The sequence below is a fragment of the Tabrizicola sp. BL-A-41-H6 genome (assembly GCF_050632395.1).
Classification (GTDB): domain Bacteria; phylum Pseudomonadota; class Alphaproteobacteria; order Rhodobacterales; family Rhodobacteraceae; genus JAUYQR01.
This window is the reverse complement of sequence record NZ_CP192600.1, coordinates 2,177,870-2,203,182: the sequence shown is the minus strand read 5'-3', so window position 1 is coordinate 2,203,182 and position 25,313 is coordinate 2,177,870. Positions and strand designations below refer to the sequence as shown.

Here is a 25,313-nt window from a genome sequence, read left to right as displayed (position 1 = left end):
ATGGACTTCGACCGGATGCCAAAGGACTGGCCGAACCGCACCTCGGCCCGGATGACCCGCGCCCGCCCGCATGACTGGTGCGTGTTCGAGGTGGGGCGCGGCCCGGAAATCCTGCTTCTGCACGGCGCGGGCGGCTCGGCGCACAGCTTCCGCAATCTGATCCCCGAACTCGGGCAGTACCGCTGCCTGATACCCGATCTTCCCGGCCAGGGCTTCACCCGCGCGGGCAACAAGGGCCGCCTCGGCATCGACCCGATGGCCGAAGACATCGCCCGCCTGATCGAACACGAAGGCTGGGCGCCGAAACTGGTGATCGGTCATTCCGCAGGTGCAGCCCTCGCGCTGCGCCTTTCCACCCTGATCCCGCTCGACCGTATCGTTGGCATCAACGCCGCCCTCGGCAGCTTTGAGGGTGCGGCCGGTGTCCTCTTCCCCCTCCTCGCCCGCGTCCTGTCCGTGACACCCTTCGTGCCGCGATTCGTCAGCGGCCTCTGGGGCAACGCGCCAACCGTGCGCCGCCTTCTCGCGTCCACCGGATCGCCGCCAGACGAGGCTGGCCTGCGCCAATACATCGCGCTGGTGCAGGACGCGGCGCATGTCGACGGCACGCTTGGCATGATGGCACAGTGGAAGCTCGACGCGCTGATGGCCGACGCGCCGAAACTGACGACGCCAACCCTTCTTATCGCAACCACCGGCGACAAGGTCGTGCCCGCCCGCGTCTCACGCGACGCGGCCGCGCTGATGCCGAACGCGACGTACAAGGAATTGCCCAAACTCGGCCATCTGGCGCACGAGGAAGCCGGCGCAAGGATCGGCGCCGTGATCCGCGACTGGCTTGGAGATCCCGGCTAAGCCTTAGCGCAGCGCCAGCATCCGTGCGCCGAAGATCCGGTCGATATGTTCGGTCATGTAGATCCGCACCCAGGGCGTGAACCGTTCCGGGCTGCGCCGCACCTCGGCGGACAGGTCGTAAAGATCGACCCAGCGCACCTCGGCCACCTCGTCGGGATTGGGTTCGATCACCAGTCCGGACGCAGCCTCGGCTACGAAAACATCGACCACCTCATGCTCGGTCAGCCCACCACCAACGTCGGCGCGATACTCGATCCGGTCCGCATAGGACGGGAACAGCCCGGATATCCCCAACTCCTCGCGCAAACGCCGCACGGCGCAGCTTGCCGCATCCTCTTCCCAGCGGGGATGGGTGCAGCAGGTGTTCGCCCACAGGCCCGGCGTGTGATATTTCGTCAGCGCCCGGCGCTGGATCAGCACACGCGGGCCTTCGGTCACGAACACCGACACCGCCTTGTGGCGCAACCCCTGCTGATGCACGGCCAGCTTTCCGACCGGCGTCAGCCGCCCGTCAACCCATGCCGGGATCATCTCTTCCATTTGCGCGCCATCCATCGCTCAGGTCCAACTCGGCTTTACCCAGCCCAACAGATGAGCCACGTTCTTGATCCCGATCTTGATGTGCGCAAGCGGCCGCGCCGCGACCAGTTTCTTGTTCATGTAGGCCTCGAAGGTCAGCTTCTGCACGTCGGTATCGTGACACAGGGACACGAACCGCTCCCGTCGCTCGTCGGACTTGTAGTAGGCGTCCTGCATCGACCGCAAGACTTTGAAGACGGTCTTGTTGTCCTTCATGAACAGCTTGCGCGCCAGCTTCAAATCCTTCGCCTTGCCCGACGCAAGGCAGGCCTGCGCCGCCGTCGCTGCGACCCGGCCGCCGAGCATCGCGTAGTAAATCCCCTCACCCGAGCTTGGCGCCACAACCCCCGCCGCATCCCCGGCCAGAACCACATCCCGCCCGTTGTCCCAGCGGTCCAAGGGGCGCAACGGGATCGGCGCGCCTTCCTTGCGGATCGTCTCGCAGCCCGTCAGACCGGATGAGGCGCGCAGATCGGCCGTCGCCTGCTTCAGATTCACCCCGTCCACGCCCGTGCCCATCCCGACGCTGGCCTGATCGCCATGCGGGAAGACCCAGCCGTAGAAATCCGGGCTGATCCGTCCGTCATAGATCACGTCGCAGCGCTTCGGATCGTAATCCTTGTTCGCCGCCGGGGCCTTGATGATTTCGTGATACGCGATCACGTAAGGGATCGTATCGCCCCCAGGAACCTCGTCCCGCGCCACATCCGACCGCGCGCCATCCGCACCGATCACCAACTTTGCGCGGCTACGCACCTCGTTGCCCGACACCTTGTCGCGCCAGACGACATGCGTGCCGTCCACGTCCCGTTCGATCCGCAGATAAGTGCCGGTCAACCGATCCGCCCCCGCCTGAACCGCCCGCACGCGCAGGAATTCGTCGAAATGCTCGCGGTCCACCATGCCCACATAGCCGTTCTCGATGTGGATATCGACCGACCGACCCGTGGGTGAGATCATCCGCGCTGTTTCGATCTTGGCAACAATCTGATCCGCCGGGATCTTGAAATCCGCAATCGCGCGCGGCGGGATCGCACCACCGCAGGGCTTGATCCGCCCCGCCCGGTCCAGCATCGCCACCCGTTTCCCGGCCCGCGCCAGATCTTCCGCCGCAGTTGCCCCCGAAGGCCCGCCGCCCACCACGAACACGTCGTATGTCATTGTCATTCCCCCGGAACCAATTGCGCGGTGACGCGGCGCAAAGTGCCGCCGTCGATGATCCGCCAAGCCATCATCGCGGCCGCCAGAAACAGCGCCGCCTCGAACACGAACACCAGCCCGAAGGCCACGGGCGCATCGGCCCGCATCCGCAGCACGTCAACGAACGCCGCCCCTGCAAACCCGCCCAGCCCTTGGGCAATCGCTTGGCTCGCCCCCCAGACGCCCATCCGGGTGCCTTCGCGCCCGGCCCGGCCTTCGCCCGCCAGTTGCATCATCGCCCCGATCGAGGCGATGGCGAACATCCCGTTGAACACGCCGAGCACCGTCACCGCCGGCACCAACAGCCCGATCCCCATCTGTCCCAAGGCCGCAATCGCCGCAAGGCACACCGCCGACCCCAGACAGCCCGCCGTGACCCACAGCTTCAGCGTCCCCAACCGAAACCCCGACACCGCGATGCCAACGGCCAGCATTCCCACGAACATTCCGCCGTGCTGCGCACCAGACAGACTGGTCGACTGGCCCGGCGAAAAGCCGAACACCAGCCCGGCGTAAGGCTCCAAAATCAGTTCCTGCAGGAAAAACGCCGACATCGACAGGAAGATGAAGATCGTGAACACCCGCGACTTCCGCTCCGCCCAGACCTCGCCCAGACCCTGCCACAGCGGCGTTGCATCCGGCTCACGCTCCGCCATCACGCGCCGCTCGATCCCCCAGATCGCCAGCGCGGTCACCAACACCGCCCCGACCGTCACCACCGTCACGATCACCATCAACCGCGCCGGGGTATAGGGGTCCAGCAGCGCCCCGATCACACCCGAGGTCACCGCGATCCCGAAAATCATCATCAGCCATGTGATCGTCGCCGCCGCCGCCCGCCGCCGCGGCTCCGTCGCCGTCGCCAGCAAAGCCAACAGCGCCGTGCCACAAGCCCCCGCGCCGATCCCGATCAGCAGATAAGCCACCACCGACAGCGCCAGCCCGACACCCTGCCCCGCAATCCCCAGCGCCACCGCAACCGAGGCCAGAAACGCGCCCAGCGACAGGATCGCCATCCCGCCCACGATGAATCGCGTCCGGTTGCCCTTGGCATCCGACCAGAAACCCCAGCTTGGCCGGGTGATCTGCACGAACGAATGCAGCGCCACCAGCGCCCCCGACAGCATCGCCGGCAGCGCCAGTTCCACCACCATCAGCCGGTTCAGCGTCGACGTGGTCAACACCACCACCGCCCCGATGCACAGTTGCACAAGGCCAAGGCGAACGATCTGCAGCCAGCTCAAACTCATGCCAACCCCCTCAGCGCAAAGGCGGAAATCATCATGCCGGTCACGTAAAGCACCACACCGGTGCCGTTGTACCAGGGTGCCTTGCCCTTGGGGTCGCGGAACAGAACCCGCATCGCCGCGAACTGCACGATCAACAGCACGAAGACCGCCAGCCCATGCCAAGGCTTGCCGAAGATCACCAGCAGCACCACAACCAGCGCCTGCGCCATCGACATCACCGTGCAGGCGATCTTGGCTGCAACCTCGGGCCCCAGAACCACCGGCAGGGACCGCACGCCATGCTGCCGGTCACCCTCCAATGCTTTGAAATCATTGAGTGTCATGATCCCATGCGCGCCAAGCGCATACAAAAGCGCGATCACGATCACCTCGAACCGCGGCGGCCCCGCCAGCAGCACCGCCGCCCCGGTAAACCACGGCAGCCCCTCGTAACTCAGCCCCACCAGCCCCGGTCCCCACCAGCCCGACCGCTTCAGCCGAACCGGTTCTGCCGAATAGGCCCACGCGGCGATCACGCCAACCACCGTCGCGCCAAAGCCCCAAGGGCCAAGCATCCAGCCCACCGCCAACGACAGCGCCGTCATTGCCAGCGCGATATACAACCCCCACCGCCCCGGTATCCGCCCCGACGGGATCGGCCGGTCCGGTTCGTTCACCGCATCGACATGCCGGTCGCACCAGTCGTTCGCGGCCTGCGACATGCCGCAGACGATCGGCCCCGCCAGCACCATGCCAAGGATGACCAGCGGCCATTGCCCCGAAAGCGGCACTCCGGAGGACACCGATCCGCAGAGATACGCCCAGATCGGCGGGAACCAGGTGATCGGCTTTATCAGCCGCAGCATCGCGCGCGGCTCGGGGAATTGACGAGGATGTATGATTTCGCTGACGGACATGTGTCAACTAAACATTACAACTTCGCGTCAGGCAAGCGTCTCTACGTCGCAGCGCGCAGAATGTCCGCCTAAACGCCGGTCGGGCGGATGATGAAGCGGCAAACCCGCCCGTCGCGCTTGTCCGCCACCATCGCCGACGGCCAGACCAGCCGCCGGAACAGCCGCTCGAACACCGCCGCGTGCCAGACGCAAGCCCGCCCCTCGCCGGGATCGAGAGGGTTGTCCACCACCTCAAACGTCAACGGCCTCCACCCTGCCACCGAAAACCGCCCCGAACCCACAAACGTCCAGGCGTTCCGCGCAATCGCCACCGTCAGCACCCGCGCGCCCAAAACCCCCGGCAGGGCCCGGATCGCCAGTTGCGCGGCCCGAGGGATGCGATGCGCCAAGACATAATCCGCCGTCGCCGTGCCAGCCAGCCGCAACAACCCCTCCGCCCGCTCCGGCAGCACCAGATGTACAGCCACATGGGCCGCCCGGCACTCCGCCTCCGGCCACATCCCGGCGTCATCGGGTGGCACGTCGACACCTGCCACCGCCATCACCCGGTCACGCACCGCGCGCCCCTCGCAGTGATCGAGCACGCGCACCAGTTGCAGGACCGCGTTCGGCCCGATCCGCCCTGTGGTCCCGGCAGGAAAGACGCTGCCGTCCATGCCCTACTCCGCCGGTTCCTGCATCTGCTCGCGCCCGCCACCGCAGGCCATCACCTCGGCCCCGTTCGGCATCCGGAACTCCGCCTTCCGCTCCACCGCGCGATCCTTCATCTGCGCCTTCACCGCCGCCCGCCGCTCCGCCGCGCGTGCCGCCTTGTCGGCGCTGGCCTCCCAGTCGGCCACCTGCGCCTCGGCAATCGTCCGCGACTCGTCGAAATGGAAATCGACCGAGTTTTTGGTCTGCGGCCCCCAGTATCCGGCCTTGCCAAGGTCGTAGAACGTCCGCCCGACCCCGGCCTTCAGAAATGCCTTCAGGCAGCCCAGCAGATACCGCCGCCGGAACCCCGTCCCGCGCCACGGATAGTGGAACAGTGCCTTTCGCATGTAAAAGCGCCGGTAGTTTTTCATCACCCCGTCCAGCAACTCCCCCCGCGTCAGCGCCGCAGGTTTCATGATCGGCGTAACAAAGTTATACTTGGAAAAATCAAAGACTTCGACCTGATCCTTGATCTCCTGAAACAGGGGCGTGAACGGCCAGGGGGTATACATCGCCCAGTTCGCCAGATCCGGCTGCCAGTCCCACGCCATCTGGAATGTCTCTTCCAGCGTCTCCTTCGTCTCGTTGTCCAAGCCCACGATGAACTGCGCCTCGACAAAGATATCCGCCTCGCGCAACAGCCGCACCGCCTCCTTGTTCTCAGCGACGGTCGTCTCCTTGTTGAACATGTCCAATTTCAACTGCGCCGCCGCCTCGGTGCCCAAGGACACATGCACCAACCCCGCCTTGCGGTAGAACTTGAGCAGATCCCGATCGCGGTAGATGTCCGTAACGCGGGTGTTGATGCCCCACTTGATGCGGTCCGGCAGCCCCCGGTCGATCAATTCCTGACAGAACTCGACGAACTTCTTCTTGTTGATCGTCGGCTCCTCGTCGGCCAGAATGAAGAACCCCACGCCGTGGTCGTTCACCAACCGCTCGATCTCGTCGACCACCTTCTTCGGGTCGCGCACCCGGTAGTCGCGCCAGAACTTCCACTGGCTGCAGAACGAACACGTGAACGGGCAGCCCCGCGCCATGTTAGGGATCGCCACTTTCACGCCAAGCGGCACATAGATGTACTTGTCCCACTCCAGAAGCGACCAGTCCGGGTCGATGCCGTCAAGGTTCTTCACCGTTGACGCGGCTTGCGTCGCGACGATCTCGTCGCCCTCCTTGAACGCGAGCCCCTTGATCCGCCGCCGCTCTTCCGGCCAGCGCCCGTCGCGCACCGCCTGCATCAGTGCGACCATGATCTCTTCGCCCTCGCCGCGCACGATCACGTCGATCCACGGCGCTTCCGACAGCACCTGCCGGAACATGAAGGTCGCGTGGATACCCCCCAGCACCCGCAGCGCATCCGGCACCACCTCGGACGCGATCTTCATCACCGCCTCCGCCTCATAGATCGCCGGGGTGATCGCGGTCGTGCCCACCACATCCGGCGCCAGCGCCTTCAGCCGCGCGCGCAACTCGTCATGGCCGATGTGGTTGGTCATCGCGTCGATGAAGTGGATGTCATCGAACCCCGCCGCCTTCAGCGACCCGGCCAGATAGGCAACCCATGCGGGCGGCCAATTTCCGGCAATCTCTGCGCCGCCTGAATGATAGTTCGGATGGATAAAGACGATGCGCATGTGGACCCCCTATCTGTCAGGGCAAGTTGACACACCGACTGTCAGCTTTACTTGATCTGCGTCAAACGGCCTATTCGCCGTCCTTGTTCAGAAGCCCGTACTTGCGCAGCTTCACATACAAGGATTGCCGCGACAGGCTCAGCATTTCTGCTGCAGCGACGCGGTTGTTGCGCGTCAGTTCCAGCGCCGTCTCGATGCACATCTTCTCAATCACATCGGTCGTCTCGGCCACGATGTCCTTCAAGGTCGACGACCCGACCAGTTCCATCATCGACCGCGTGCCCTCGTCGGTGACACCCGCGCCGGACCGGCGCAGCGATTCCGCCCGGCTCGCGTCCCGCACCACCAGAACCAGCACCGGGTTCGGCCGGTCGTTCAACCACGAGGCCGAGATTTCGACCGCGATCTGCCCGGAATAATCCGTCGTCAGCCGCGTCGCGTACATCCGCAACTGCCCGGTGCGCTTGACGTTGTCCAAAAGTACCCGCAGGTCCACCGCCCCGCGCGCCAGATAATCGGCAATCGACCGGCCCCGCACCGCAGCCATGCTGGCCGCATCGGTCAGGTTCAGGAACGCCTCGTTCGCCGCGCGGATCACACCCTCGGCGTCGGCAAAAACGATCCCGTCGACGCCCTCGTGGTAAAGCCGCGCCAGATTGTCGGCCAGATCGTCGGTCTGCGCCGCCTGCTTTTCCGCCGGGTCGATCTGGCACAGCACGATCCGCTCGCCCGCCGCGCGGAACAGGGTCGAGGTCACCAGCACCCGCCGCTGCGACCGGCGCGCGGTCAGTTCCATCGGCGCCGCCGTTTCAGACCCCGCGTTGTTCGCCAGCATCTCAAGAAACTCGCCGCGCCTGCGCCCATCAAACTCCTGCGCGACGGCCGATCCGACCAAATCCACCCGGCTGCCGCCAAGGATCAACGCTGCCGCCGGGTTCAGATCGGTGATCCGCCCGCTCGACATCGACACCATCAAGACCGGGTCGCGCGACACCTCCAGAAGCACGCGGTAGCGCGTGTCCGCCTCGCGCTGCGCCTCGTAATCGCGCTCCAGCGCCAGTTGGGCTGCTACCAATTGCTGCTGCACCTCGGCAATCGGGCGCAGGTCACGGCCCAGCATCAGCAAAGACCCGTCCTTGCTGATCTGGTGAATCGAATAGCGCACCGGAAAATCCCATGCTTCGGTGCTGACGTGGTTCAACTCCACCGCCACCGAACCATGCGTCTTGCTGCCGATATCGGCCACCCGCAGATCGAACTTGCGCTGGCTTTCCTCGGTCAGCAGATCGAACAGCCGTGCGCCTTCCCAATCGGCAAGCTGGCCAAACGAACGGTGATGCGGGTTCACCAGAACCGTCACGACGCGCCGGGTGGGTGCCACCAATAGCGCAATATCCGACGCCGTCGCCAGGATCTCAGTCATGAGATCCGGCGACATCATGGGCAGTTTACCCGAACTCAGCAGATGCCGACCGTCCGTTGTCACTTAGTACCGACCTGTTCTTACTGTCCGCGGGGTCAGAAATCCCAACGGTTCATCCATGTTCCAGTTCCAGCGCCCGAGGCGCCGACGAAAGACCAAACGCGGCCAGCGCCACCGTCAGATCGTTCGTGGCGATGTCGGCTCCGGTGGGCGGCAAGGCCCCGCCAACGGCGCTGTCATGTGTCCACAAGACCGCGCCGCCAAGCGCCACGGGAAGTGTGCCGCCAGACCCTTGCTTCAGCGTTTTCACCAGCTTGCGGCAAAGTTCAAGGTGCTCGCGACAGCCGACCGAAATGATCGCACCATCGAAATTGTGGTTCTGCATCAGAAGGTGCAGCTCCTCGGGGCTTGGCCCGAATTTCAGGCTGACCGAGATTCCACGCCGACGCATTTGGCCCAGCACCGTCATCGGGCCCATCGTGTGCGTCTCGCCCGGCGGCACGATCAGCAGCACCGACCCGACCGCCGCAGCGCCATCGCCCTGCCCCGCCCAGCCCGCGCTGATCTCGCGCAGGAACGCCTGCATCCGCGCCACCGCGATCGACAGCGCCGCAAACGAGATGCGGTCCATCTCCCAATCCGTGCCCAGCGTCCGCGCAATCTGCGGCAGATAGAAATCAACCAGATCGGCGTCCGTCACGCGGTGCCGGCGCAGATCGCCATAGACCGCCGAAAGCGCGCCGGTGCTTGGGTCAAGAAAGGCCTGCGTCAACCGCTCCAGCACGATCACGTTAAGTGCCGCGGTGGGCTTGCCATCCCGCGCGACAAGGCGCGCAAGCGCCTCGGCGGCCAAAAGTGACACGCTGCTGCCGTCACGCTGTCTGGGCTCGTCATGCTGACTGTCACGCATCTCGCCTCTCCGACCCATCAATCGTGACAGAGCCGGACATGGAATCCCGGCACCACCAGCGCCCGCATCCATCGGTCAGAGATACCTGCGCTTGTTTGCCGCAGTTTCGGACAATGCCGAGTTAATGTCAAAGAAAATTGACAGCTTGGTCAGCCCGCCAAGGACAACCCCCAAATCTTCGGGTCATTTCCGCCATTTTCGCCTGATATTGCGGCTTTCGCCCAGATTCTGGCCCTCGCCGTCCAAAAAAGCTGCGCCCCAAGTTGTAAGTTTTGGTTGACACTTGCCGCCCGCTGGCTACCCTGAACCGGCACAGCAGTCCCAAGGAAGGGCCTCCGACCGAATGACGCGCTCCCCGACCAGCACCCCTCGCAAGCGGCTTTACACCGCGCAGGAACGGGCCCGACGCGATGCAACGCGCTGGACCCTGGTGCAAGGCCTGCTCGCGCCCGCCCAGTTCGCTGCCTTCGCCGTGTCGCTGATCCTCGTCATCCGCTTCCTTCTGACCGGCCACGGATACGAGGCCGCGACCATCTCAATCCTGGTCAAGACCGGCTTTCTCTACGTCATCATGATCACCGGCGCGATCTGGGAAAAGGTGGTGTTCGGCCAGTACCTGTTCGCTCCCGCGTTCTTCTGGGAAGACGTGTTCAGTTTCGCCGTCATCGCCTTGCATACATTGTATCTTTGGGCGCTCTTCACCGGCTCCATGACGCCCCACCAGCTGATGGTCGTGGCACTTGCCGCCTACGCCACCTATGTCGTCAACGCCGGTCAGTTCATCCGCAAGCTGCGCCTCGCGCGCCTTGATGAAAGGGCCGCGGCATGAGCCTCGATCTGCCCACCAACGGCTGCCGCGACACCCCGGTCCTGAAACAGCGCGGCCAGCGCGAGGTGTTCTGCGGCCTGACCGGCATCATCTGGCTTCACCGCAAGATGCAGGATGCGTTCTTCCTCGTCGTCGGGTCCCGCACCTGCGCGCATCTGCTGCAATCCGCCGCCGGCGTGATGATCTTCGCCGAACCCCGCTTCGGCACCGCGATTCTCGAAGAGAAAGACCTCGCCGGTCTCGCCGACGCCAACACCGAACTTGACCGCGAGGTTGCCCGCCTCCTCGCCCGCCGCCCCGACATCCGCCAGCTGTTCCTCGTCGGCTCCTGCCCGTCCGAGGTCATCAAGCTCGATCTCGCCCGCGCCGCCGAACGCCTGAACGGCCAGCACAGCCCCCATGTCCGGGTCTACAACTACTCCGGCTCGGGGATCGAGACGACCTTCACCCAAGGCGAAGACGCCTGCCTCGCAGCGATGGTCCCCACCCTTCCCGCCACAGACGCACGCGAACTTCTGATCGTCGGCGCGCTGCCGGATGTCGTCGAAGACCAGGCGCTCAGCCTTCTCAAGGCGCTCGGCATCCCCGTCACCCGCACCCTGCCCGCACACCGCCACTCCGAACTGCCGGCCGTGGGCGCCAACACCGTCTTCGCCCTCGTGCAGCCCTTCCTCGGCGACACCCACGCCGCCCTCACCCGTCGCGGCGCGCGCCACCTCCCCGCCCCCTTCCCCTTCGGCGAAGAAGGCACGACCGCCTGGCTTCGCGCCGTGGCCGATGAATTCGGCATCCCCCGCGACCATTTCGAGGCCGTGACCGCCGCCCCCCGCGCCCGCGCGCTGAAGGCCATCGCCGCCGCCGCGACCACGCTTTCCGGCAAATCGGTATTCTTCTTCCCCGACAGCCAGCTTGAAATCCCTCTCGCCCGCTTCCTCACCCGCGAATGCGGCATGACGGCCATCGAGGTCGGCACACCCTACCTGCAAACCGGCATCGTCGGCCCTGATCTCGACATGCTGGCCGAAGGCCCGACCATCTCCGAAGGCCAGGACGTCGATCTGCAACTCGACCGCGCCCGCGCCGCACGCCCCGACCTCACCGTCTGCGGCCTCGGCCTTGCGAACCCCCTGGAAGCCGAAGGCCTTTCTACCAAGTGGGCCATCGAACTTGTCTTCACCCCGGTCCATTTCTACGAACAGGCCGGCGACCTCGCTTCCCTCTTCGCCCGCCCCCTTCGCCGCAAGGCGCTCCTCACCGCAGGAGCCACGGCATGAAACTCACCCTTTGGACCTACGAAGGCCCCACCCATGTCGGCGCGATGCGCGTCGCCACGGCGATGAAAGGCTTGCATTACGTCCTCCACGCCCCGCAGGGCGACACCTACGCCGACCTTCTCTTCACCATGATCGAACGGCGCAACCACCGCCCGCCGGTCACCTACACCACGTTCCAGGCCCGCGACCTGGGCGGCGACACCGCGAACCTCTTCAAGGACGCCGCGCGCGAGGCTTATGCCCGCTTCAAGCCGCAAGCGATGATCGTCGGCGCCTCCTGCACCGCCGAACTGATCCAGGACGATCCCGGCGGTTTGGCCCAAGCCTTGGGCCTGCCGATCCCGGTCATCCCGCTCGATCTGCCCAGCTACCAGCGCAAGGAAAACTTCGGCGCGGACGAGACCTTCCTTCAGATCGTGCGCGCACTGGCCAAGCCGATGCCGCGCACTGAGGCCGTCACCTGCAACCTCCTCGGCGCGACCGGCCTCGGTTTCCGCCACCGCGACGATGTGACCGAAGTGACCCGCCTCCTCGGCCTCATGGGCATCGCCGTCAACGTCTGCGCCCCGTTCGGTGCAACCCCAGACGACATCACCCGCATGGGGGCGGCACACTTCAACGTGCTTCTCTACCCCGAAACCGGCGAAGCCGCCGCGCGCTATCTGGAAAAGACCTGCGGCCAGCCGTTCACCAAGGTGGTCCCAATCGGCGTCGGTGCCACGCGTGATTTCCTGCACGAAGTCAGCAGTTTGACAGGCGTCTCTGCGAAAGTGAATGAAGCCGGGCTACGGCTGCCGTGGTGGTCCGCTTCGGTCGACAGCACCTACCTCACCGGCAAGCGCGTCTTCATCTTTGGTGACGCGACCCACGTCATCGCCGCCGCCCGCATCGCCGCAACCGAGATCGGCTTCGAGGTCGTAGGTTTAGGCTGCTACAACCGCGAATATGCGCGCCCGATGCGCGCCGCCGCCAAGGCCCACGGGCTGGAGGCGCTGATCACCGACGACTACCTCGAGGTCGAGGCCGAGATCGAGCGTCTGGCCCCCGAACTGATCCTTGGCACGCAGATGGAACGCCACATCGGCAAGCGCCTCGGCATCCCTTGCGCCGTGATCTCGGCTCCGGTGCATGTGCAGGACTTCCCCGCCCGCTATAGCCCGCAGATGGGGTTCGAAGGCGCGAACGTGATCTTCGACAGCTGGATCCATCCCCTCGTGATGGGCCTCGAAGAACACCTCCTGACCATGTTCCGCGAGGATTTCGAGTTTCACGACGCCGCCGGCGCCAGCCACCACGGCGGCAAGGCGACGACCCGGATCGAGGCGGAGCCGGTGGAAGCCTCCGGCGGGGATATTTCAGGACAGATGAATGAGGCGGTTGCCGAAGGCGATCTGACCTGGGCGCCGGACGCCGAGCGCGAGTTGAAGAAGATCCCGTTCTTCGTGCGCGGCAAAGCCCGGCGCAACACCGAGAAATATGCCGCCGAACGCGGTGTGACCGCAATCAGCATCGACACCCTCTATGAGGCAAAGGCACATTATGCGCGATGACCGGTCGCATCAGGCAGAGGTGAAGGGCAAGACGGGCTACCGCTTCGTCATCATCACGCTCGACGCCCATGCCGCCGGTCCCGCCGCGCGCATCGCGCCGCGTCTTGCGCGCGATTTCCCCGGTATAGAGGTTTCCGTCCACGCTGCCGCCGAATGGGCCGAAAACCCTGCCGCGCTGGCCCGTGCCAAGGCTGCCATCGCCAGCGCCAACATCATCGTGGCGAACCTTCTTTTCATCGAAGAGCATATCACCGCGATCCTGCCCGACCTGCATGCCGTGCGTGACGGGCTTGATGCCTTTGTCGGCGTCATTGCCGATCCGCAGATCGTCAAGCTGACGCGGATGGGCGATCTGGATATGTCCAAGCCCGCCTCGGGCGCGATGGCCTTCCTGAAAAAGATGCGCGGCCCGAAAGAGCCTTCGGCCTCGTCGGGACAAAAGCAGATGGCGCTGTTGCGCCGCCTGCCAAAGATCCTGCGCTGGATTCCCGGCAAGGCGCAGGACATGCGCGCCTGGTTCCTGTCGATGCAATACTGGCTTGGCGGGTCGGACGACAATCTGGAGGCGATGATCCGCTTCCTCGTCAGCCGATATTCCGCCGACCGCAAGTGGCAGGCGGTCAAGGCGGCAGCCCCCATCGATTACCCGGACGTGGGCCTTTACCATCCCCGCCTCAAGAGCCGCATCACCACCGACATCACTGACATGCCGCGTCCGAAGGACACCCGCGCTACCGTGGGCCTGTTGATGCTGCGCAGCTACATCCTTGCCGCCGATACCGCGCATTACGACGCCGTCATCGCCGCCTTCGAGGCGCGTGGCATCGCCGTCCTGCCCGCCTTTGCCGGTGGCCTCGATGGCCGCCCCGCCATCGACGCCTACTTCCACCGCCGGATCGACGCGCTGGTGTCCTTGACCGGATTTTCCCTCGTCGGCGGCCCCGCCTACAACGACAGCCCCGCCGCCGTGGCTGCGCTCTCGGCGCTTGACGTGCCGTACATCGCCGCGCACCCGCTTGAATTCCAGACGCTCGACCAGTGGCAGGCCTCCGAAGGTGGCCTCGGCCCGGTGGAAACCACCATGCTGATCGCCCTGCCGGAGATTGATGGCGCGACGAACCCCACCGTGTTCGCCGGCCGTCGCGGCAGCACCGACACCGCTGCCCCCGACGCCCGCGTGATGCTCGCCTGCCCCGAACGGGTCGAGGCCTTGGCCGACAAGACGCTGCGCCTCGCAACGCTTCGCCGCTCGGCCCAGAAGAACCGCAAGGTCGGGATCGTCCTCTACGGCTTTCCGCCGAACGCCGGCGCCGCCGGAACTGCTGCCTACCTTGGCGTCTTCGAAAGCCTCTACAATACGCTCCATGCGATGGCCGCTGACGGCTACAGCCTGACCCCGCCCGCCTCGGTCGAGGCACTGCGCGAGATGGTCTTGAAGGGCAACGCTGCCCGCTACGGCCAGCCTGCCAACGTCCACGCCACCGTGTCCGCCGCCGACATAGTCGCCAAAACCCCGTGGCTGCGCGAGGTCGAAGCCGCATGGGGCCCCGCCCCCGGCCGCCACCAGACCGACGGGCGCGGCGTCTATGTCCTTGGCCACCAGTTCGGCAACGTCTTCGTCGGCCTCCAGCCTGTGTTCGGCTACGAAGGCGACCCCATGCGCCTTTTGTTCGAACGCGGCTTTGCCCCGACCCACGCCTTCACCACCTTCTACCGCTGGCTGCGCGAGGATTTCGGCGCTGACGTGCTTCTCCACTTCGGGATGCACGGTGCATTGGAGTTCATGCCCGGCAAGCAGGCAGGCGTTTCCGGCGACTGCTGGCCCGACCGGCTGATCGGCAACCTGCCCAACGTCTACCTTTACGCCGCGAACAACCCCTCCGAGGCGACCCTCGCCAAGCGCCGGTCGAACGCCGTCACCGTGACGCACCTGACCCCGCCCCTCGCCCGCGCCGGCCTTTACAAGGGCCTGACGGAGTTGAAGGACACGCTCACCCGCTGGCGCGCGACTTCGCCCGACGCCGCCGAACGCGCCGATCTGGAAACGCTGATGGCCGATCAGGCCAAGGCCGTCGATCTGGTGGGCAACCCCGACCAGCTATGGATCAAGCTTCTGGAAACCGAAGGCGCCCTCATCACCGATGGCCTCCACGTCGTCGGCTGCAAGATGAGCGCTGAAGCCCGGGCCGAGATGATCGCCCTGATGCCCGAGGATGCCGACCGCGCCCGCGCCGACACGCTTCTGCAGCAGGATGACGAAATCTCGGGCCTCCTCCGCGCCCTCTCCGCCCGCTTCATCGCCCCGGTCCCAGGCGGCGACCTGATCCGCGCGCCGGAAATCCTGCCCACGGGCCGCAACATCCACGCGTTCGACCCGTTCCGGATGCCCACCGCCTTTGCAATGCAGGACGGTGCCGCGCAGGCCCAACGCCTGCTTGATGCGCACGACCGCCTGCCGCGCACCGTGGCGCTGGTCCTGTGGGGGTCCGACAACATCAAGTCCGACGGTGGCCCGATAGCCCAGGCCCTCGCGCTGATCGGCGCAAAGCCCCGGTTCGACCATTACGGCCGCCTGTCGGGTGCCGACCTCATCCCGCTCTCTGAACTCGGCCGCCCGCGCATCGACGTGGTGATGACCCTGTCGGGTATCTTCCGAGACCTTCTGCCCTTGCAGACCCGGATGCTGGCCGAGGCCGCCTGGAAGGCCGCCACCGCCGATGAACCGCTGGCACAGAACTTCATCCGCGCCCATTCGCTGGCCTATGCCGAGGAGATGGGCGTCGATATTGAGACCGCCGCACTCCGCGTCTTCTCCAACGCCGAAGGTGCGTATGGGTCTAACGTCAACACCCTCGTCGGCTCCTCCGCCTTCGGGCAGGAGGACGAGCTCGCAGACGCCTACGAGGCGCGCAAGTCCTTCGCCTATGGCCGCACCGGCAAGTCGGTGAAGAACGCGGCCCTGCTGCAAAAGGCCCTCAAGGACGTGGATCTGGCCTACCAGAACCTCGAATCCGTCGAACTTGGTGTCACCTCGGTCGACCATTACTTCGACACCCTCGGCGGCATCGCCCGCGCGGTGAAACGCGCGCGCGGCGGCGAGGATACGCCCGTCTACATCGGCGACCAGACCCGCGGTGGCGGGCAGGTCCGCACGCTGAAGGACCAGATTGCCCTCGAAAGCCGGTCGCGCACGTTGAACCCGAAGTTCTACGAGGGCCTCTTGCGCCACGGTGCCGAAGGCGTGCGGCTGATCGAGGCGCATGTCACGAACACGATGGGCTGGTCGGCCACCACCGGCCATGTCGACCCTTGGGTCTACCAGCGCCTGTCGGAAACCTTCGTGCTGGACGAGGCGATGCGCCGCCGTCTGGCCGAGTTGAACCCCGAAGCCTCCAGCCGCATGGCCGGGCGGCTTCTGGAAGCGTCGGACCGGCAATACTGGCAGCCGGATGCAGAGACCTTGGCCGCGCTCCAGGCGGCTGCGGATGAACTGGAAGACCGGTTGGAAGGGATCGCGGCGGAATGACCAAGCGATGCGCCAGCTTCAAGCCCGGAGCCGGGGGCCAGCCCCCGCACCCCCGGGATATTTGTGGACAGATGAAAGGCGAAAAGCCATGAGCCCACGTGACGAGATACCCGATCTGCGTGGCCTTGACGGCGACGGTTCGGTTCAGGTCCACCTCGACCCTTCGCAAAAGATTGAAGGCGCCAAGGTGTTTTCGGTCTATGGCAAGGGCGGGATCGGCAAGTCGACGACCAGTTCGAACCTGTCGGCGGCGTTTTCGATGCTTGGGAAACGCGTGCTGCAGATCGGCTGCGACCCGAAGCATGACAGCACATTCACCCTGACGGGCAAGCTGCAACCCACCGTGATCGACATCCTGAAGGAGGTCGATTTCCACGCCGAGGAATTGCGCCCCGAGGATTTCGTCACTGTCGGCTTCAACGGCGTGATGTGCGTCGAGGCGGGCGGCCCGCCGGCGGGCACCGGCTGCGGCGGCTATGTTGTCGGACAGACGGTGAAACTGCTGAAGCAACACCATCTGCTCGAGGATACCGACGTGGTGATCTTCGACGTACTTGGCGACGTGGTCTGCGGTGGCTTTGCCGCCCCCCTGCAACACGCCGACCGCGCCGTGATCGTCACCGCCAACGACTTTGACAGCATCTACGCGATGAACCGCATCATCGCCGCCGTGCAGGCGAAATCGTCGAACTACAAGGTGCGGCTTGCCGGATGCGTGGCCAACCGCAGCAAGGACACTGACGAGATCGACCGCTATTGCAACAAGGTCGGCTTCAACCGCCTTGCCCACATGCCCGACATCGACGCTATCCGCCGTTCGCGCCTGAAGAAGAAGACCCTCTTCGCGATGGACGACGATCAGGACATCGTCATGGCCCGCGCCGAATACATCCGTCTGGCCGAAGCGCTGTGGCGGTCGGTGGGCGAGCCGGAGATGTTCCCCGAACCGCTGCCGGACCGCGAAATCTTCGAACTTCTGGGCTTTGATTGAGGACTGCCAAGGCAATGGCCGATTACTCCGCCACACGCGACCGGGTCGAACACTACTTCGACCGTTCCGCCACCAAGGTGTGGGAACGGCTGACCTCGGACGCCCCGGTCAGCCGCATCCGCGAAACCGTCCGTCAGGGCCGTGACCGGATGCGCGCGATCATGCTGTCGCGCCTGCCTGCCGACCTGCGCGGCGCGCGGGTGCTGGATGCGGGCTGCGGCACCGGGTTGATGACCGCCGAACTGGCGGCGCGCGGTGCCGATGTGGTGGCGGTGGACATCTCGCCCCAGTTGATCGGCATCGCCGAGGCGCGGCTGGCCGATGGCCTTCGCCAGCGCGTGACCTTCGCTGCCGGCGACATGACCGATCCCGCGCATGGCCGCTTCGACTATGTGCTGGCGATGGACAGCCTGATCTACTACGCCACCCCCGATATCACTGCGGCGCTGGCCAAGATCGGCAACCGCACCGACCAATCCATCGTCTTTACCGTGGCCCCCAAGACCCCGTTCCTGATGGCTTTCTTCGGGGTTGGCAAGCTCTTCCCCCGTGCCGACCGGTCGCCCGTCATGGTGCCGCAAGCCTATGCAGCCCTCGCACGCGCCGTTCCGAACCTTGCGAGAATCGACCGCGTCACCAGCGGTTTCTACATTTCCGAATGTCTGGAGATGCGGTCATGATCATCCGCCAGAAGCACATCAAGGGCCTGTCAGCCGCCTGGATGCCCTTCATGGATGCGGCCTCCGAAGGGCTGCCGTTGCGCCAGCTCCTCCGCCTCAGCCTGTTTCAGGTGTCGGTCGGGATGGCCACGGTCCTTCTTCTTGGCACGCTCAACCGAGTGATGATCGTGGAACTCAGCGTTCCCGCGATGGTCGTCGCCGCGATGATCGCCATCCCGGTCCTCGTCGCCCCGTTCCGCGCGCTCCTTGGCCACCGCTCCGACACCCACCGCTCCGCCATCGGCTGGAAGCGCATCCCTTACCTCTGGTTCGGGTCGCTGTGGCAGATGGGCGGCCTTGCCATCATGCCCTTCGCGCTGATCGTCCTTGGCGGTGACCAGACTCTCGGCCCCGCCTGGGCGGGCGAGGTGCTGGCGGCGCTGGCGTTCCTGATGACCGGCCTTGGCCTTCACATGACGCAGACCGCCGGCCTTGCGCTCGCCTCCGACCGCGCCACGGATGAGACCCGGCCCCGCGTCGTGGCGCTGCTTTATGTGATGTTCCTTGTCGGCATGGGTGTGTCGGCGGTCGTCGTCGGCTGGCTTCTGCGCGATTTCGACGACCTTCTTCTGGTCCGTGTCGTGCAGGGCTGCGGCCTTGCTACGCTGGTCCTGAACATGATCGCGCTCTGGAAACAGGAAAAGATCAGGCCGATGACACAGGCGGAACGCGCTGAACCCCGCCCCGCCTTCCGCGACGCCTGGGCAGACCTGATGGCTGGCGGCACCGCCGGACGGCTACTGGCGGTCGTCGTGATCGGCACCCTCGCCTTCAACATGCAGGACGTGCTTCTGGAACCCTACGGCGGCGAGATTCTCGGGCTTTCCGTCTCGATGACCACGCTGCTTACTGCGGTTTACGCTCTGGGTGCGCTGACGGGCTTTCTGGTCGCCGGGCGCTGGCTTGCCCGCGGGCTTGATCCGATGCGCATGGCGGCGCGCGGGCTTCTGGTCGGCATCGCGGCCTTCTCGGCCATCATCTTCGCCGCCCCGCTGCACAGCATCGCCCTGTTCTACACCGGCGCCGGTGCCATCGGCTTTGGCGCGGGGCTCTTTGCCGTCTCCACCCTGACCGCAGCGATGACGCTGCAAACCCGCGGCGCGGGCGCAGGCATCGCGCTTGGCGCCTGGGGGGCCGCGCAGGCCACGGCTGCGGGCCTGTCGATCTTCTTCGGCGGCACGATCCGCGACATCGTCAGCCACCTTGCCACCTCGGGCAAGCTTGGCAGCGTCCTCACCGATGCCTCGCTTGGCTACACATTCGTCTATCACCTTGAAATTGGACTGATCTTCGTCACGCTCATCGCCCTCGGGCCGCTGGTGCGTGTCACCCCGCTTTCTGAAACCCCAAAATCCGACGACCGCCTGCGGATCGTCGAGTTTCCCACCTGACACCGGAGGATACCGCAATGGTTGGTGTGACTTTCTTTGGCGACTTCGATCTGGCGAGCCTCGCCATCTGGAGCTTCTGGGGCTTCTTTGCCCTGCTGATCTACTATCTCCAGACCGAAAACATGCGCGAAGGCTACCCGCTGGAAACCGAAGACGGCCTGCCCGCGCCGAACCAGGGCCCGTTCCCGGTGCCGAAACCCAAGACCTTCCGCCTGTCCTTCGGACAAAGCGACGTGACCGTGCCTTCGCCCGCGAACGAGGCCGCACACCGCCGCACCAACCTTGCCCTCGCCCGCACCGCCACCTCCGAAGGCTTCCCGCACGCCCCCACCGGCAACCCGATGGCCGATGGCGTCGGCCCCGCCTCCTGGGCACCGCGCCGGGACGAACCGGAACTTGACGGCCACGGCCACAACAAGATCGTGCCGATGTCGAACATCGAAGGCTTTTCGGTATCGGCCGGGCGCGACCCGCGCGGCCTGCCGGTGCAGGCGGGCGATTTGGAAGTGGTTGGCCGCATCTCCGACCTCTGGGTCGACGCGCCCGAACAGCTTGTCCGCTACCTTGAGGTTGACCTCAACTCTGGCGGCAAGCGCCTTGTGCCGATGACGATGGCAAAGATCTGGGCCGATCGGGTGCGGATCAACTTCCTCGCCTCCGACAGCTTCGCGGGCATCCCCGCGACCCGCTCCGCCACCCAGGTCACAAAGCTCGAGGAAGACAAGATCTCCAGCTACGTGGCCTCGGGCTGGATGTATGACGCCGCCAAACGCAAGAACGGCTTCTAAAACCGACAGGTGCGGCCCGCGCCCGGGCCGCGCTTTTCACCCCAACGATGGAGGGTCTGCCATGTCAGGCCACGACGACTTCGCTTTCGAAGCCATGCCTGGGCTGCCGGAACGGCCCCCGCTTGGCGAAGACATCCTTTGGCAGGGCAAACCTGCCGCCTATGCCCTTGCCCGTGACGCTTACGGTCTGCACTGGATCGCTGGTTACTTCGCGATCATCATCCTGTGGCGTGCCGCCACCGGCTACGCCGACGGCGGTGCCACGATGGCCGCAGCGATGGGCCTGCCCTACCTGCTGCTGGGCCTCCTCGGCCTCGCCGTTGTCTACGGCCTCGCCTGGATACAGGCACGCACCACGATCTACACGCTCACCTCGGCCCGCGTCGTGATGCGCATCGGTGCTGCCCTGCCCGTCACCTTCAACCTGCCCTTCCGGCAGGTCGGCGCGGCCAACCTCGACCTGCGCCGTGACGGCACCGGCACCATCGCACTCGACACGCTCGGCTCCACGCGCATCTCCTATCTCGTTGCCTGGCCGCATGTCCGCCCGTGGCGCATGGCCAAGACCGAGCCTGCCCTGCGCTCGATCCCCGATGCCAAACGCGTGGCGGCCCTTCTGGCCGAAGCGGCCGAGGCGCGGGTTTCGATCCCGCAAGTCACCCGCACGGCGCCGATGACCGCCCTGGCCGCGGAATAGGGGGGAATCATGTCAAACCAGACCCCCTTGATCCACGAACCCGGCTTCCACAGCCAGAACCCCGAAACCGTGCCGAAGGCGCTTCTTTTCGGGATGCTTGCGCTTGCGCTTTCCGCGCTTGCCATCGCTAGCTTCGCCGCCCTCACCGGGCGTGAACCGGTGGGCCAGCCATCGGCATCCGAAATGGTGCGCGAAAAGTGGATCGTGATGGAAGGCCTCAACGCCCAGGCCGTCATCGTGCGCAACCTCGATGGCTCGGTCCTTCTCGACCTGCCGCATGGCGGCTTCGTCACGGTGATCCAGTCCGGAATTCACACCGAACGGCGCAAACATGGTGTCGACCAGACCAAACCTGTGCGCATAGTGGAATACGCCAATGGCCGTCTCGTGGCCGAAGACCCTGAAACGGGATGGAGCGCCGAGCTCTATGCCTTTGGTGCCGACAACAAAGCCGCGTTCGAACGGCTTCTCGACCAGAAATAGGGAATGAACATCATGGCAATCTTCAAACGCAGACAGGAACGGGTGCCCTGCACCGTCGAAGTCTCCCACCGCTTCGAGGCGCTGCACGCCCACGTCCGCTTCAACAACGGCGCCGTCGTCTACCCCGGTGACGAGGTTCTCGTCCACGGCGCGCCGGTGCTGGCCGCCTACGGCGAGGTCATCGTCGAAGACCGCACCGCCACCATCACCCGCGCCACATGGCTCGAACGCCTCTGGACGCGCCTGACCGGTGATTTCGACTTCATGGAACTGTGCGAGTTTTCCTTCTCCGAGGAGATCCGGCTATGAACGCAACCCCGCACGACCTGTTTCCCGACAGCGGCGCCGAAGTCGCGGCCACCATGCCGCCGATGGACACCACCGCGATGGCCACGGAAACCACGCTCCTGAACCCACGCTTCTACACCACCGACTTCGACGAGATGGACAAGATCGACGTGACGCCGGTGCGCGCCGAATGGGACAAGCTCATCGCGCAGATGAAATCCGACCCCAACAAGGGCCATTTCAAGAAAACCGAAGCCTGGGACAAGGTCGACTGGGAAGGCATGGACCCGCCGCTGCGTCGTGAATTCATCGACTTCCTCGTATCGTCCTGCACCGCCGAGTTTTCCGGCTGCGTGCTCTACAAGGAAATGAAGCGCCGCGGAACCAACCCCGACATCTGCGAGCTTTTCTCCTACATGTCCCGCGACGAGGCCCGCCACGCCGGCTTCATCAACGACGCGCTGCGCGAGGCTGGCGTCGCGGTGAATCTCGGCTTCCTGACCAAGGCCAAGAAGTACACCTACTTCCGCCCGAAGTTCATCTACTACGCCACCTACCTGTCGGAAAAGATCGGCTACGCCCGCTACATTACCATCTTTCGGCATCTGGAGGCGCATCCCGAACAGCGGTTCCACCCGATCTTCAAGTGGTTCCGCGAATGGTGCAACGACGAGTTCTCGCACGGCGAAGCCTTCGCGCTGTTGATGAAGACCGACCCGAAACTGACGGAAAGCTTCACCAACAAGCTCTGGATCAAGTTCTTCCTGACGGCCGTCTACTCCACCATGTGGGTCCGCGACCACGCCCGGCCGGAGTTCCACAAGGCGCTCGGCGTCGACATCGCCTGGTATGACCAGGAGGTGTTCCGCAAGACCTCGACCATCGCCCGGCAGATATTCCCGATCGAACTCGACATCGACCACCCGCGCTGGATTCCAAACCTCGAACGGATGAACCGCGCCTTCATCGCGATGGATGCGGCCCACCGTCAGGGCGGGATGGTCGGCAAACTGAAAGGCTGGATGGCCGGCGCAAAAGCCGCGCTGACCTTCGCCAGCCTCTACACGATCCCGGTCAAACGCCACGCCCTGCCCGCCTCGGTGCGGCTGGAGCCTTCGTATTGACCGGTAGACCCCATACCGCTGTTCCGGCAGCGGGTTGGTGTGCGGGATGGGCGCGTCCCAAACACCCGTGCGACACCCCTGTCCAGGGGTGTCGCACATCTTCACACGGCCTTGGCGACACCCCTGTCCAGGGGTGTCGCACATCTTCAGACGGCATTGGCGACACCGACGGGTGCCGCACATGACCAATCCGTGGATCGCCTCGCTTCTTGCGATGTTCATCTGGTGGTTTTCCACCGGGGCGATCCTGTGGCGCGTCAAGCGGGCCGATCAGGGTGGGGCCGACGCCCATCTGTGGTCAGTCGTCCTTGGACTGCCGCTTCTGGTGCTTGGCGTCTGGGGTGTGGCCACCACGCTTGACGACCACTCCGTCACCGGCACCTACGCGGCCTTCCTCGCCGCCCTCGCGATCTGGGGCTGGATCGAACTGGCCTTCCTGTCCGGCATCATCACCGGCCCGAATACCACCCCCTGCCCGCCCTACGCCAGTCAATGGTCGCGCTTCTGGCGTGCCACCGGCACCATCGCCTGGCACGAGGTGCTGCTGATCGCAGCGCTGATCCTGCTGGCCAACGCCTCGCAGGGGGCCGACAACACCACCGCGCTCTGGACCTTCGCGATCCTCTTCTTCGCGCGCCTCTCGGCCAAGCTGAACCTCTTCTTCGGGGTCCCGCGCATCCACACCGAATTCCTGCCGACCCCACTTGCGCACCTTTCCAGCCACTTCCGCCATGCCCGGATGAACTGGGTGTTCCCGCTTTCGGTCACCGCGCTCACCTTCGCGGCGGCCTGCTGGATGGAACGTGCCTACAGCGCCACCACCGACGCCCATCTGATCGGCCATGTCCTCCTCACCGCCCTCACCCTTCTGGCGCTCCTTGAACACTGGTTCATGGTGCTGCCGCTTCCCGACGAAAAGCTCTGGCGCTGGATGCTGCCCGCCAGCCCGCCGCCAGCCGACACCACACTGTTGCCAAGAAAGTGACCCCGATGGACTTTGACAGCCATTTCAAAAGCCAGCTCGACGCCCTCAAGGCCGAAGGCAACTATCGCGTCTTCGCCGATCTTGAACGCAAGCGCGGCGCCTTCCCGCAGGCCGCGCGTCACAAGGACGGCCGCGTCGAAGAGGTCACCGTCTGGTGCTCGAACGATTACCTGACGATGGGCCACCACCCCGATGTGGTTCAGGCGATGGTCGACACCGTGCAGGCCTGCGGCACCGGCGCGGGCGGCACCCGCAACATCGGCGGCAACTCGGTGCATCACCTTGAACTTGAACGCGAACTGGCCGACCTGCACGGCAAGGAACGCGCGCTTCTGTTCACCTCGGGTTACGTCTCGAACTGGGCCGCCCTTGGCACCCTTGGTGCGCGCATCCCGAACGCGGTGATCCTGTCGGACGAAGGCAACCACGCCTCGATGATCGAAGGCATCCGCCACTCCCGCGCCGACAAGGCCTTGTGGAAACACAACGACTGGCGCGACCTTGACCGCAAGCTGAAGGCCGTCGGCGACCGGCCCAAGATCGTGGCCTTCGAAAGCGTCTACTCGATGGACGGCGACGTCGCCCCGATCCGCGAGATCGTCGAGGTTTGCGAAGCCCACGGTGCGCTTTCCTACATCGACGAGGTCCATGCCGTCGGCATGTACGGCCCGCGCGGCGGCGGCGTCACCGAAGAACGCGGCCTCGCGCACCGCGTCGACCTGATCGAAGGCACGCTCGGCAAGGCGTTTGGCGTGGTCGGCGGCTACATCACCGGCACCAACAACCTGTGCGACTATATCCGCAGCTTCTCGTCCGGCTTCATCTTCACAACCGCGCTGCCCCCGGCCATCGCCGCCGCAGCCACCGCCTCGATTCGCCACCTCAAGGTGTCCAACGCCGAACGCACCGCGCAAAAGGCCAATGTCGCCAAGGTCCGCAAACTTCTCGACCGCGCCGGCATTCCGCACATGGCCAACGACAGCCACATCATTCCCGTTATGATCGGCGATCCGGTGAAGTGCCGGATGATCTCGGATATCCTGATGGCCGACTGGGGCATCTACGTCCAGCCGATCAACTACCCCACCGTTCCCAAAGGAACCGAGCGCCTGCGCATCACCCCCGGCCCGAACCACTCCGACGCCGACATCGACAAGCTGGTCACCGCGCTCACCGCTTTGTGGACCCGATGCGCGATTTCCCACGCGGTCGCGTAAAATTGCGC

Annotated in this window: 23 protein-coding genes; 15 read left to right on the top strand and 8 right to left on the bottom strand. The window is 65.2% G+C overall.

Features of this window, described 5'->3' with window-relative positions; all coding sequences use genetic code 11:
* The gene (bchO, locus tag ACROUL_RS10780) at nucleotides 1-855 is read left to right on the top strand and encodes an alpha/beta fold hydrolase BchO (protein ID WP_431299489.1); all 855 of its coding nucleotides are present in this window, start codon (nucleotides 1-3) and stop codon (nucleotides 853-855) included.
* Nucleotides 856-858: 3 nt separating this feature from the next.
* On the opposite strand, the gene idi is transcribed toward bchO, so the two are convergent.
* The 8 genes from idi to ACROUL_RS10740 form a co-directional block, all read right to left on the bottom strand.
* Nucleotides 859-1,395 carry an isopentenyl-diphosphate Delta-isomerase gene (idi, locus tag ACROUL_RS10775; RefSeq protein ID WP_431301282.1) on the bottom strand — a complete coding sequence of 179 codons (537 nt, stop codon included), beginning with the start codon at nucleotides 1,393-1,395 and terminating at the stop codon, nucleotides 859-861.
* 18 nt (nucleotides 1,396-1,413) lie between these two features.
* Complete coding sequence (locus tag ACROUL_RS10770) at nucleotides 1,414-2,595, bottom strand: geranylgeranyl diphosphate reductase (RefSeq protein ID WP_431299488.1); 1,182 nt, start codon at nucleotides 2,593-2,595, stop codon at nucleotides 1,414-1,416.
* A 2-nt stretch (nucleotides 2,596-2,597) separates the two neighbouring features.
* Nucleotides 2,598-3,884 carry a BCD family MFS transporter gene (locus ACROUL_RS10765; RefSeq protein WP_431299487.1) on the bottom strand — a complete coding sequence of 429 codons (1,287 nt, stop codon included), beginning with the start codon at nucleotides 3,882-3,884 and terminating at the stop codon, nucleotides 2,598-2,600.
* On the bottom strand, nucleotides 3,881-4,780 hold the full coding sequence (gene chlG / locus ACROUL_RS10760) for a chlorophyll synthase ChlG (protein WP_431299486.1): 900 nt from the start codon (nucleotides 4,778-4,780) through the stop codon (nucleotides 3,881-3,883). Before chlG ends, ACROUL_RS10765 begins: the two co-directional genes overlap by 4 nt.
* A 68-nt stretch (nucleotides 4,781-4,848) precedes the next feature.
* The gene (gene bchJ, locus ACROUL_RS10755) at nucleotides 4,849-5,436 is read right to left on the bottom strand and encodes a bacteriochlorophyll 4-vinyl reductase (RefSeq protein ID WP_431299485.1); all 588 of its coding nucleotides are present in this window, start codon (nucleotides 5,434-5,436) and stop codon (nucleotides 4,849-4,851) included.
* A 3-nt stretch (nucleotides 5,437-5,439) separates the two neighbouring features.
* On the bottom strand, nucleotides 5,440-7,110 hold the full coding sequence (bchE, locus tag ACROUL_RS10750; protein WP_431299484.1) for a magnesium-protoporphyrin IX monomethyl ester anaerobic oxidative cyclase: 1,671 nt from the start codon (nucleotides 7,108-7,110) through the stop codon (nucleotides 5,440-5,442).
* 70 nt (nucleotides 7,111-7,180) lie between these two features.
* Entirely contained in the window at nucleotides 7,181-8,575 is a 1,395-nt protein-coding gene (gene ppsR / locus ACROUL_RS10745; RefSeq protein ID WP_431301281.1) for a transcriptional regulator PpsR, read from the bottom strand.
* 70 nt (nucleotides 8,576-8,645) lie between these two features.
* Entirely contained in the window at nucleotides 8,646-9,443 is a 798-nt protein-coding gene (locus tag ACROUL_RS10740) for a hypothetical protein (protein WP_431299483.1), read from the bottom strand.
* A 343-nt stretch (nucleotides 9,444-9,786) separates the two neighbouring features.
* On the opposite strand from ACROUL_RS10740, the gene bchF reads away from it, so the two are divergent.
* The 14 genes from bchF (at nucleotide 9,787) to hemA (ending at nucleotide 25,305) form a co-directional block, all read left to right on the top strand.
* Complete coding sequence (gene bchF / locus ACROUL_RS10735; RefSeq protein ID WP_431299482.1) at nucleotides 9,787-10,272, top strand: 2-vinyl bacteriochlorophyllide hydratase; 486 nt, start codon at nucleotides 9,787-9,789, stop codon at nucleotides 10,270-10,272.
* Nucleotides 10,269-11,546 (top strand): ferredoxin:protochlorophyllide reductase (ATP-dependent) subunit N, encoded by a 1,278-nt coding sequence (locus ACROUL_RS10730; RefSeq protein WP_431299481.1) that lies wholly within the window; start codon nucleotides 10,269-10,271, stop codon nucleotides 11,544-11,546. Before bchF ends, ACROUL_RS10730 begins: the two co-directional genes overlap by 4 nt.
* Nucleotides 11,543-13,096 (top strand): ferredoxin:protochlorophyllide reductase (ATP-dependent) subunit B, encoded by a 1,554-nt coding sequence (gene bchB / locus ACROUL_RS10725; protein WP_431299480.1) that lies wholly within the window; start codon nucleotides 11,543-11,545, stop codon nucleotides 13,094-13,096. The genes ACROUL_RS10730 and bchB overlap by 4 nt, the downstream gene beginning before the upstream one ends.
* Entirely contained in the window at nucleotides 13,086-16,622 is a 3,537-nt protein-coding gene (locus ACROUL_RS10720) for a magnesium chelatase subunit H (protein WP_431299479.1), read from the top strand. Before bchB ends, ACROUL_RS10720 begins: the two co-directional genes overlap by 11 nt.
* Before the next feature lie 88 nt (nucleotides 16,623-16,710).
* Nucleotides 16,711-17,613 carry a ferredoxin:protochlorophyllide reductase (ATP-dependent) iron-sulfur ATP-binding protein gene (bchL, locus tag ACROUL_RS10715; protein WP_431299478.1) on the top strand — a complete coding sequence of 301 codons (903 nt, stop codon included), beginning with the start codon at nucleotides 16,711-16,713 and terminating at the stop codon, nucleotides 17,611-17,613.
* A 14-nt stretch (nucleotides 17,614-17,627) separates the two neighbouring features.
* Nucleotides 17,628-18,293, top strand: a complete 666-nt coding sequence (bchM, locus tag ACROUL_RS10710; RefSeq protein ID WP_431299477.1) for a magnesium protoporphyrin IX methyltransferase — start codon at nucleotides 17,628-17,630, stop codon at nucleotides 18,291-18,293.
* Nucleotides 18,290-19,723 carry a PucC family protein gene (locus ACROUL_RS10705; protein ID WP_431299476.1) on the top strand — a complete coding sequence of 478 codons (1,434 nt, stop codon included), beginning with the start codon at nucleotides 18,290-18,292 and terminating at the stop codon, nucleotides 19,721-19,723. Before bchM ends, ACROUL_RS10705 begins: the two co-directional genes overlap by 4 nt.
* Before the next feature lie 17 nt (nucleotides 19,724-19,740).
* Nucleotides 19,741-20,511 carry a photosynthetic reaction center subunit H gene (gene puhA / locus ACROUL_RS10700; protein WP_431299475.1) on the top strand — a complete coding sequence of 257 codons (771 nt, stop codon included), beginning with the start codon at nucleotides 19,741-19,743 and terminating at the stop codon, nucleotides 20,509-20,511.
* A 61-nt stretch (nucleotides 20,512-20,572) separates the two neighbouring features.
* The gene (puhB, locus tag ACROUL_RS10695) at nucleotides 20,573-21,208 is read left to right on the top strand and encodes a photosynthetic complex putative assembly protein PuhB (protein WP_431299474.1); all 636 of its coding nucleotides are present in this window, start codon (nucleotides 20,573-20,575) and stop codon (nucleotides 21,206-21,208) included.
* 9 nt (nucleotides 21,209-21,217) lie between these two features.
* A complete protein-coding gene (puhC, locus tag ACROUL_RS10690; RefSeq protein WP_431299473.1) occupies nucleotides 21,218-21,691 on the top strand; it encodes a photosynthetic complex assembly protein PuhC in 474 nt (157 codons plus the stop codon).
* A gap of 12 nt (nucleotides 21,692-21,703) precedes the next feature.
* Nucleotides 21,704-22,000, top strand: coding sequence for a hypothetical protein (locus ACROUL_RS10685; RefSeq protein WP_431299472.1), 297 nt, complete (start codon nucleotides 21,704-21,706; stop codon nucleotides 21,998-22,000).
* Complete coding sequence (acsF, locus tag ACROUL_RS10680; protein WP_431299471.1) at nucleotides 21,997-23,103, top strand: magnesium-protoporphyrin IX monomethyl ester (oxidative) cyclase; 1,107 nt, start codon at nucleotides 21,997-21,999, stop codon at nucleotides 23,101-23,103. The genes ACROUL_RS10685 and acsF overlap by 4 nt, the downstream gene beginning before the upstream one ends.
* A 181-nt stretch (nucleotides 23,104-23,284) precedes the next feature.
* On the top strand, nucleotides 23,285-24,088 hold the full coding sequence (gene puhE / locus ACROUL_RS10675) for a putative photosynthetic complex assembly protein PuhE (protein WP_431299470.1): 804 nt from the start codon (nucleotides 23,285-23,287) through the stop codon (nucleotides 24,086-24,088).
* A 5-nt stretch (nucleotides 24,089-24,093) separates the two neighbouring features.
* Nucleotides 24,094-25,305, top strand: a complete 1,212-nt coding sequence (gene hemA / locus ACROUL_RS10670) for a 5-aminolevulinate synthase (protein WP_431299469.1) — start codon at nucleotides 24,094-24,096, stop codon at nucleotides 25,303-25,305.
* Nucleotides 25,306-25,313: the final 8 nt, after the last annotated feature.

Coding starts and splice junctions, on each gene's coding strand:
- bchO (WP_431299489.1), top strand. CDS start 1: ATGGACTTCGACCGGATGCCAAAGGACTGGCCGAACCGCACCTCGGCC.
- idi (WP_431301282.1), bottom strand. CDS start 1,395: ATGGAAGAGATGATCCCGGCATGGGTTGACGGGCGGCTGACGCCGGTC.
- ACROUL_RS10770 (WP_431299488.1), bottom strand. CDS start 2,595: ATGACATACGACGTGTTCGTGGTGGGCGGCGGGCCTTCGGGGGCAACT.
- ACROUL_RS10765 (WP_431299487.1), bottom strand. CDS start 3,884: ATGAGTTTGAGCTGGCTGCAGATCGTTCGCCTTGGCCTTGTGCAACTG.
- chlG (WP_431299486.1), bottom strand. CDS start 4,780: ATGTCCGTCAGCGAAATCATACATCCTCGTCAATTCCCCGAGCCGCGC.
- bchJ (WP_431299485.1), bottom strand. CDS start 5,436: ATGGACGGCAGCGTCTTTCCTGCCGGGACCACAGGGCGGATCGGGCCG.
- bchE (WP_431299484.1), bottom strand. CDS start 7,110: ATGCGCATCGTCTTTATCCATCCGAACTATCATTCAGGCGGCGCAGAG.
- ACROUL_RS10740 (WP_431299483.1), bottom strand. CDS start 9,443: ATGCGTGACAGTCAGCATGACGAGCCCAGACAGCGTGACGGCAGCAGC.
- bchF (WP_431299482.1), top strand. CDS start 9,787: ATGACGCGCTCCCCGACCAGCACCCCTCGCAAGCGGCTTTACACCGCG.
- ACROUL_RS10730 (WP_431299481.1), top strand. CDS start 10,269: ATGAGCCTCGATCTGCCCACCAACGGCTGCCGCGACACCCCGGTCCTG.
- bchB (WP_431299480.1), top strand. CDS start 11,543: ATGAAACTCACCCTTTGGACCTACGAAGGCCCCACCCATGTCGGCGCG.
- ACROUL_RS10720 (WP_431299479.1), top strand. CDS start 13,086: ATGCGCGATGACCGGTCGCATCAGGCAGAGGTGAAGGGCAAGACGGGC.
- bchL (WP_431299478.1), top strand. CDS start 16,711: ATGAGCCCACGTGACGAGATACCCGATCTGCGTGGCCTTGACGGCGAC.
- bchM (WP_431299477.1), top strand. CDS start 17,628: ATGGCCGATTACTCCGCCACACGCGACCGGGTCGAACACTACTTCGAC.
- ACROUL_RS10705 (WP_431299476.1), top strand. CDS start 18,290: ATGATCATCCGCCAGAAGCACATCAAGGGCCTGTCAGCCGCCTGGATG.
- puhA (WP_431299475.1), top strand. CDS start 19,741: ATGGTTGGTGTGACTTTCTTTGGCGACTTCGATCTGGCGAGCCTCGCC.
- puhB (WP_431299474.1), top strand. CDS start 20,573: ATGTCAGGCCACGACGACTTCGCTTTCGAAGCCATGCCTGGGCTGCCG.
- puhC (WP_431299473.1), top strand. CDS start 21,218: ATGTCAAACCAGACCCCCTTGATCCACGAACCCGGCTTCCACAGCCAG.
- ACROUL_RS10685 (WP_431299472.1), top strand. CDS start 21,704: ATGGCAATCTTCAAACGCAGACAGGAACGGGTGCCCTGCACCGTCGAA.
- acsF (WP_431299471.1), top strand. CDS start 21,997: ATGAACGCAACCCCGCACGACCTGTTTCCCGACAGCGGCGCCGAAGTC.
- puhE (WP_431299470.1), top strand. CDS start 23,285: ATGACCAATCCGTGGATCGCCTCGCTTCTTGCGATGTTCATCTGGTGG.
- hemA (WP_431299469.1), top strand. CDS start 24,094: ATGGACTTTGACAGCCATTTCAAAAGCCAGCTCGACGCCCTCAAGGCC.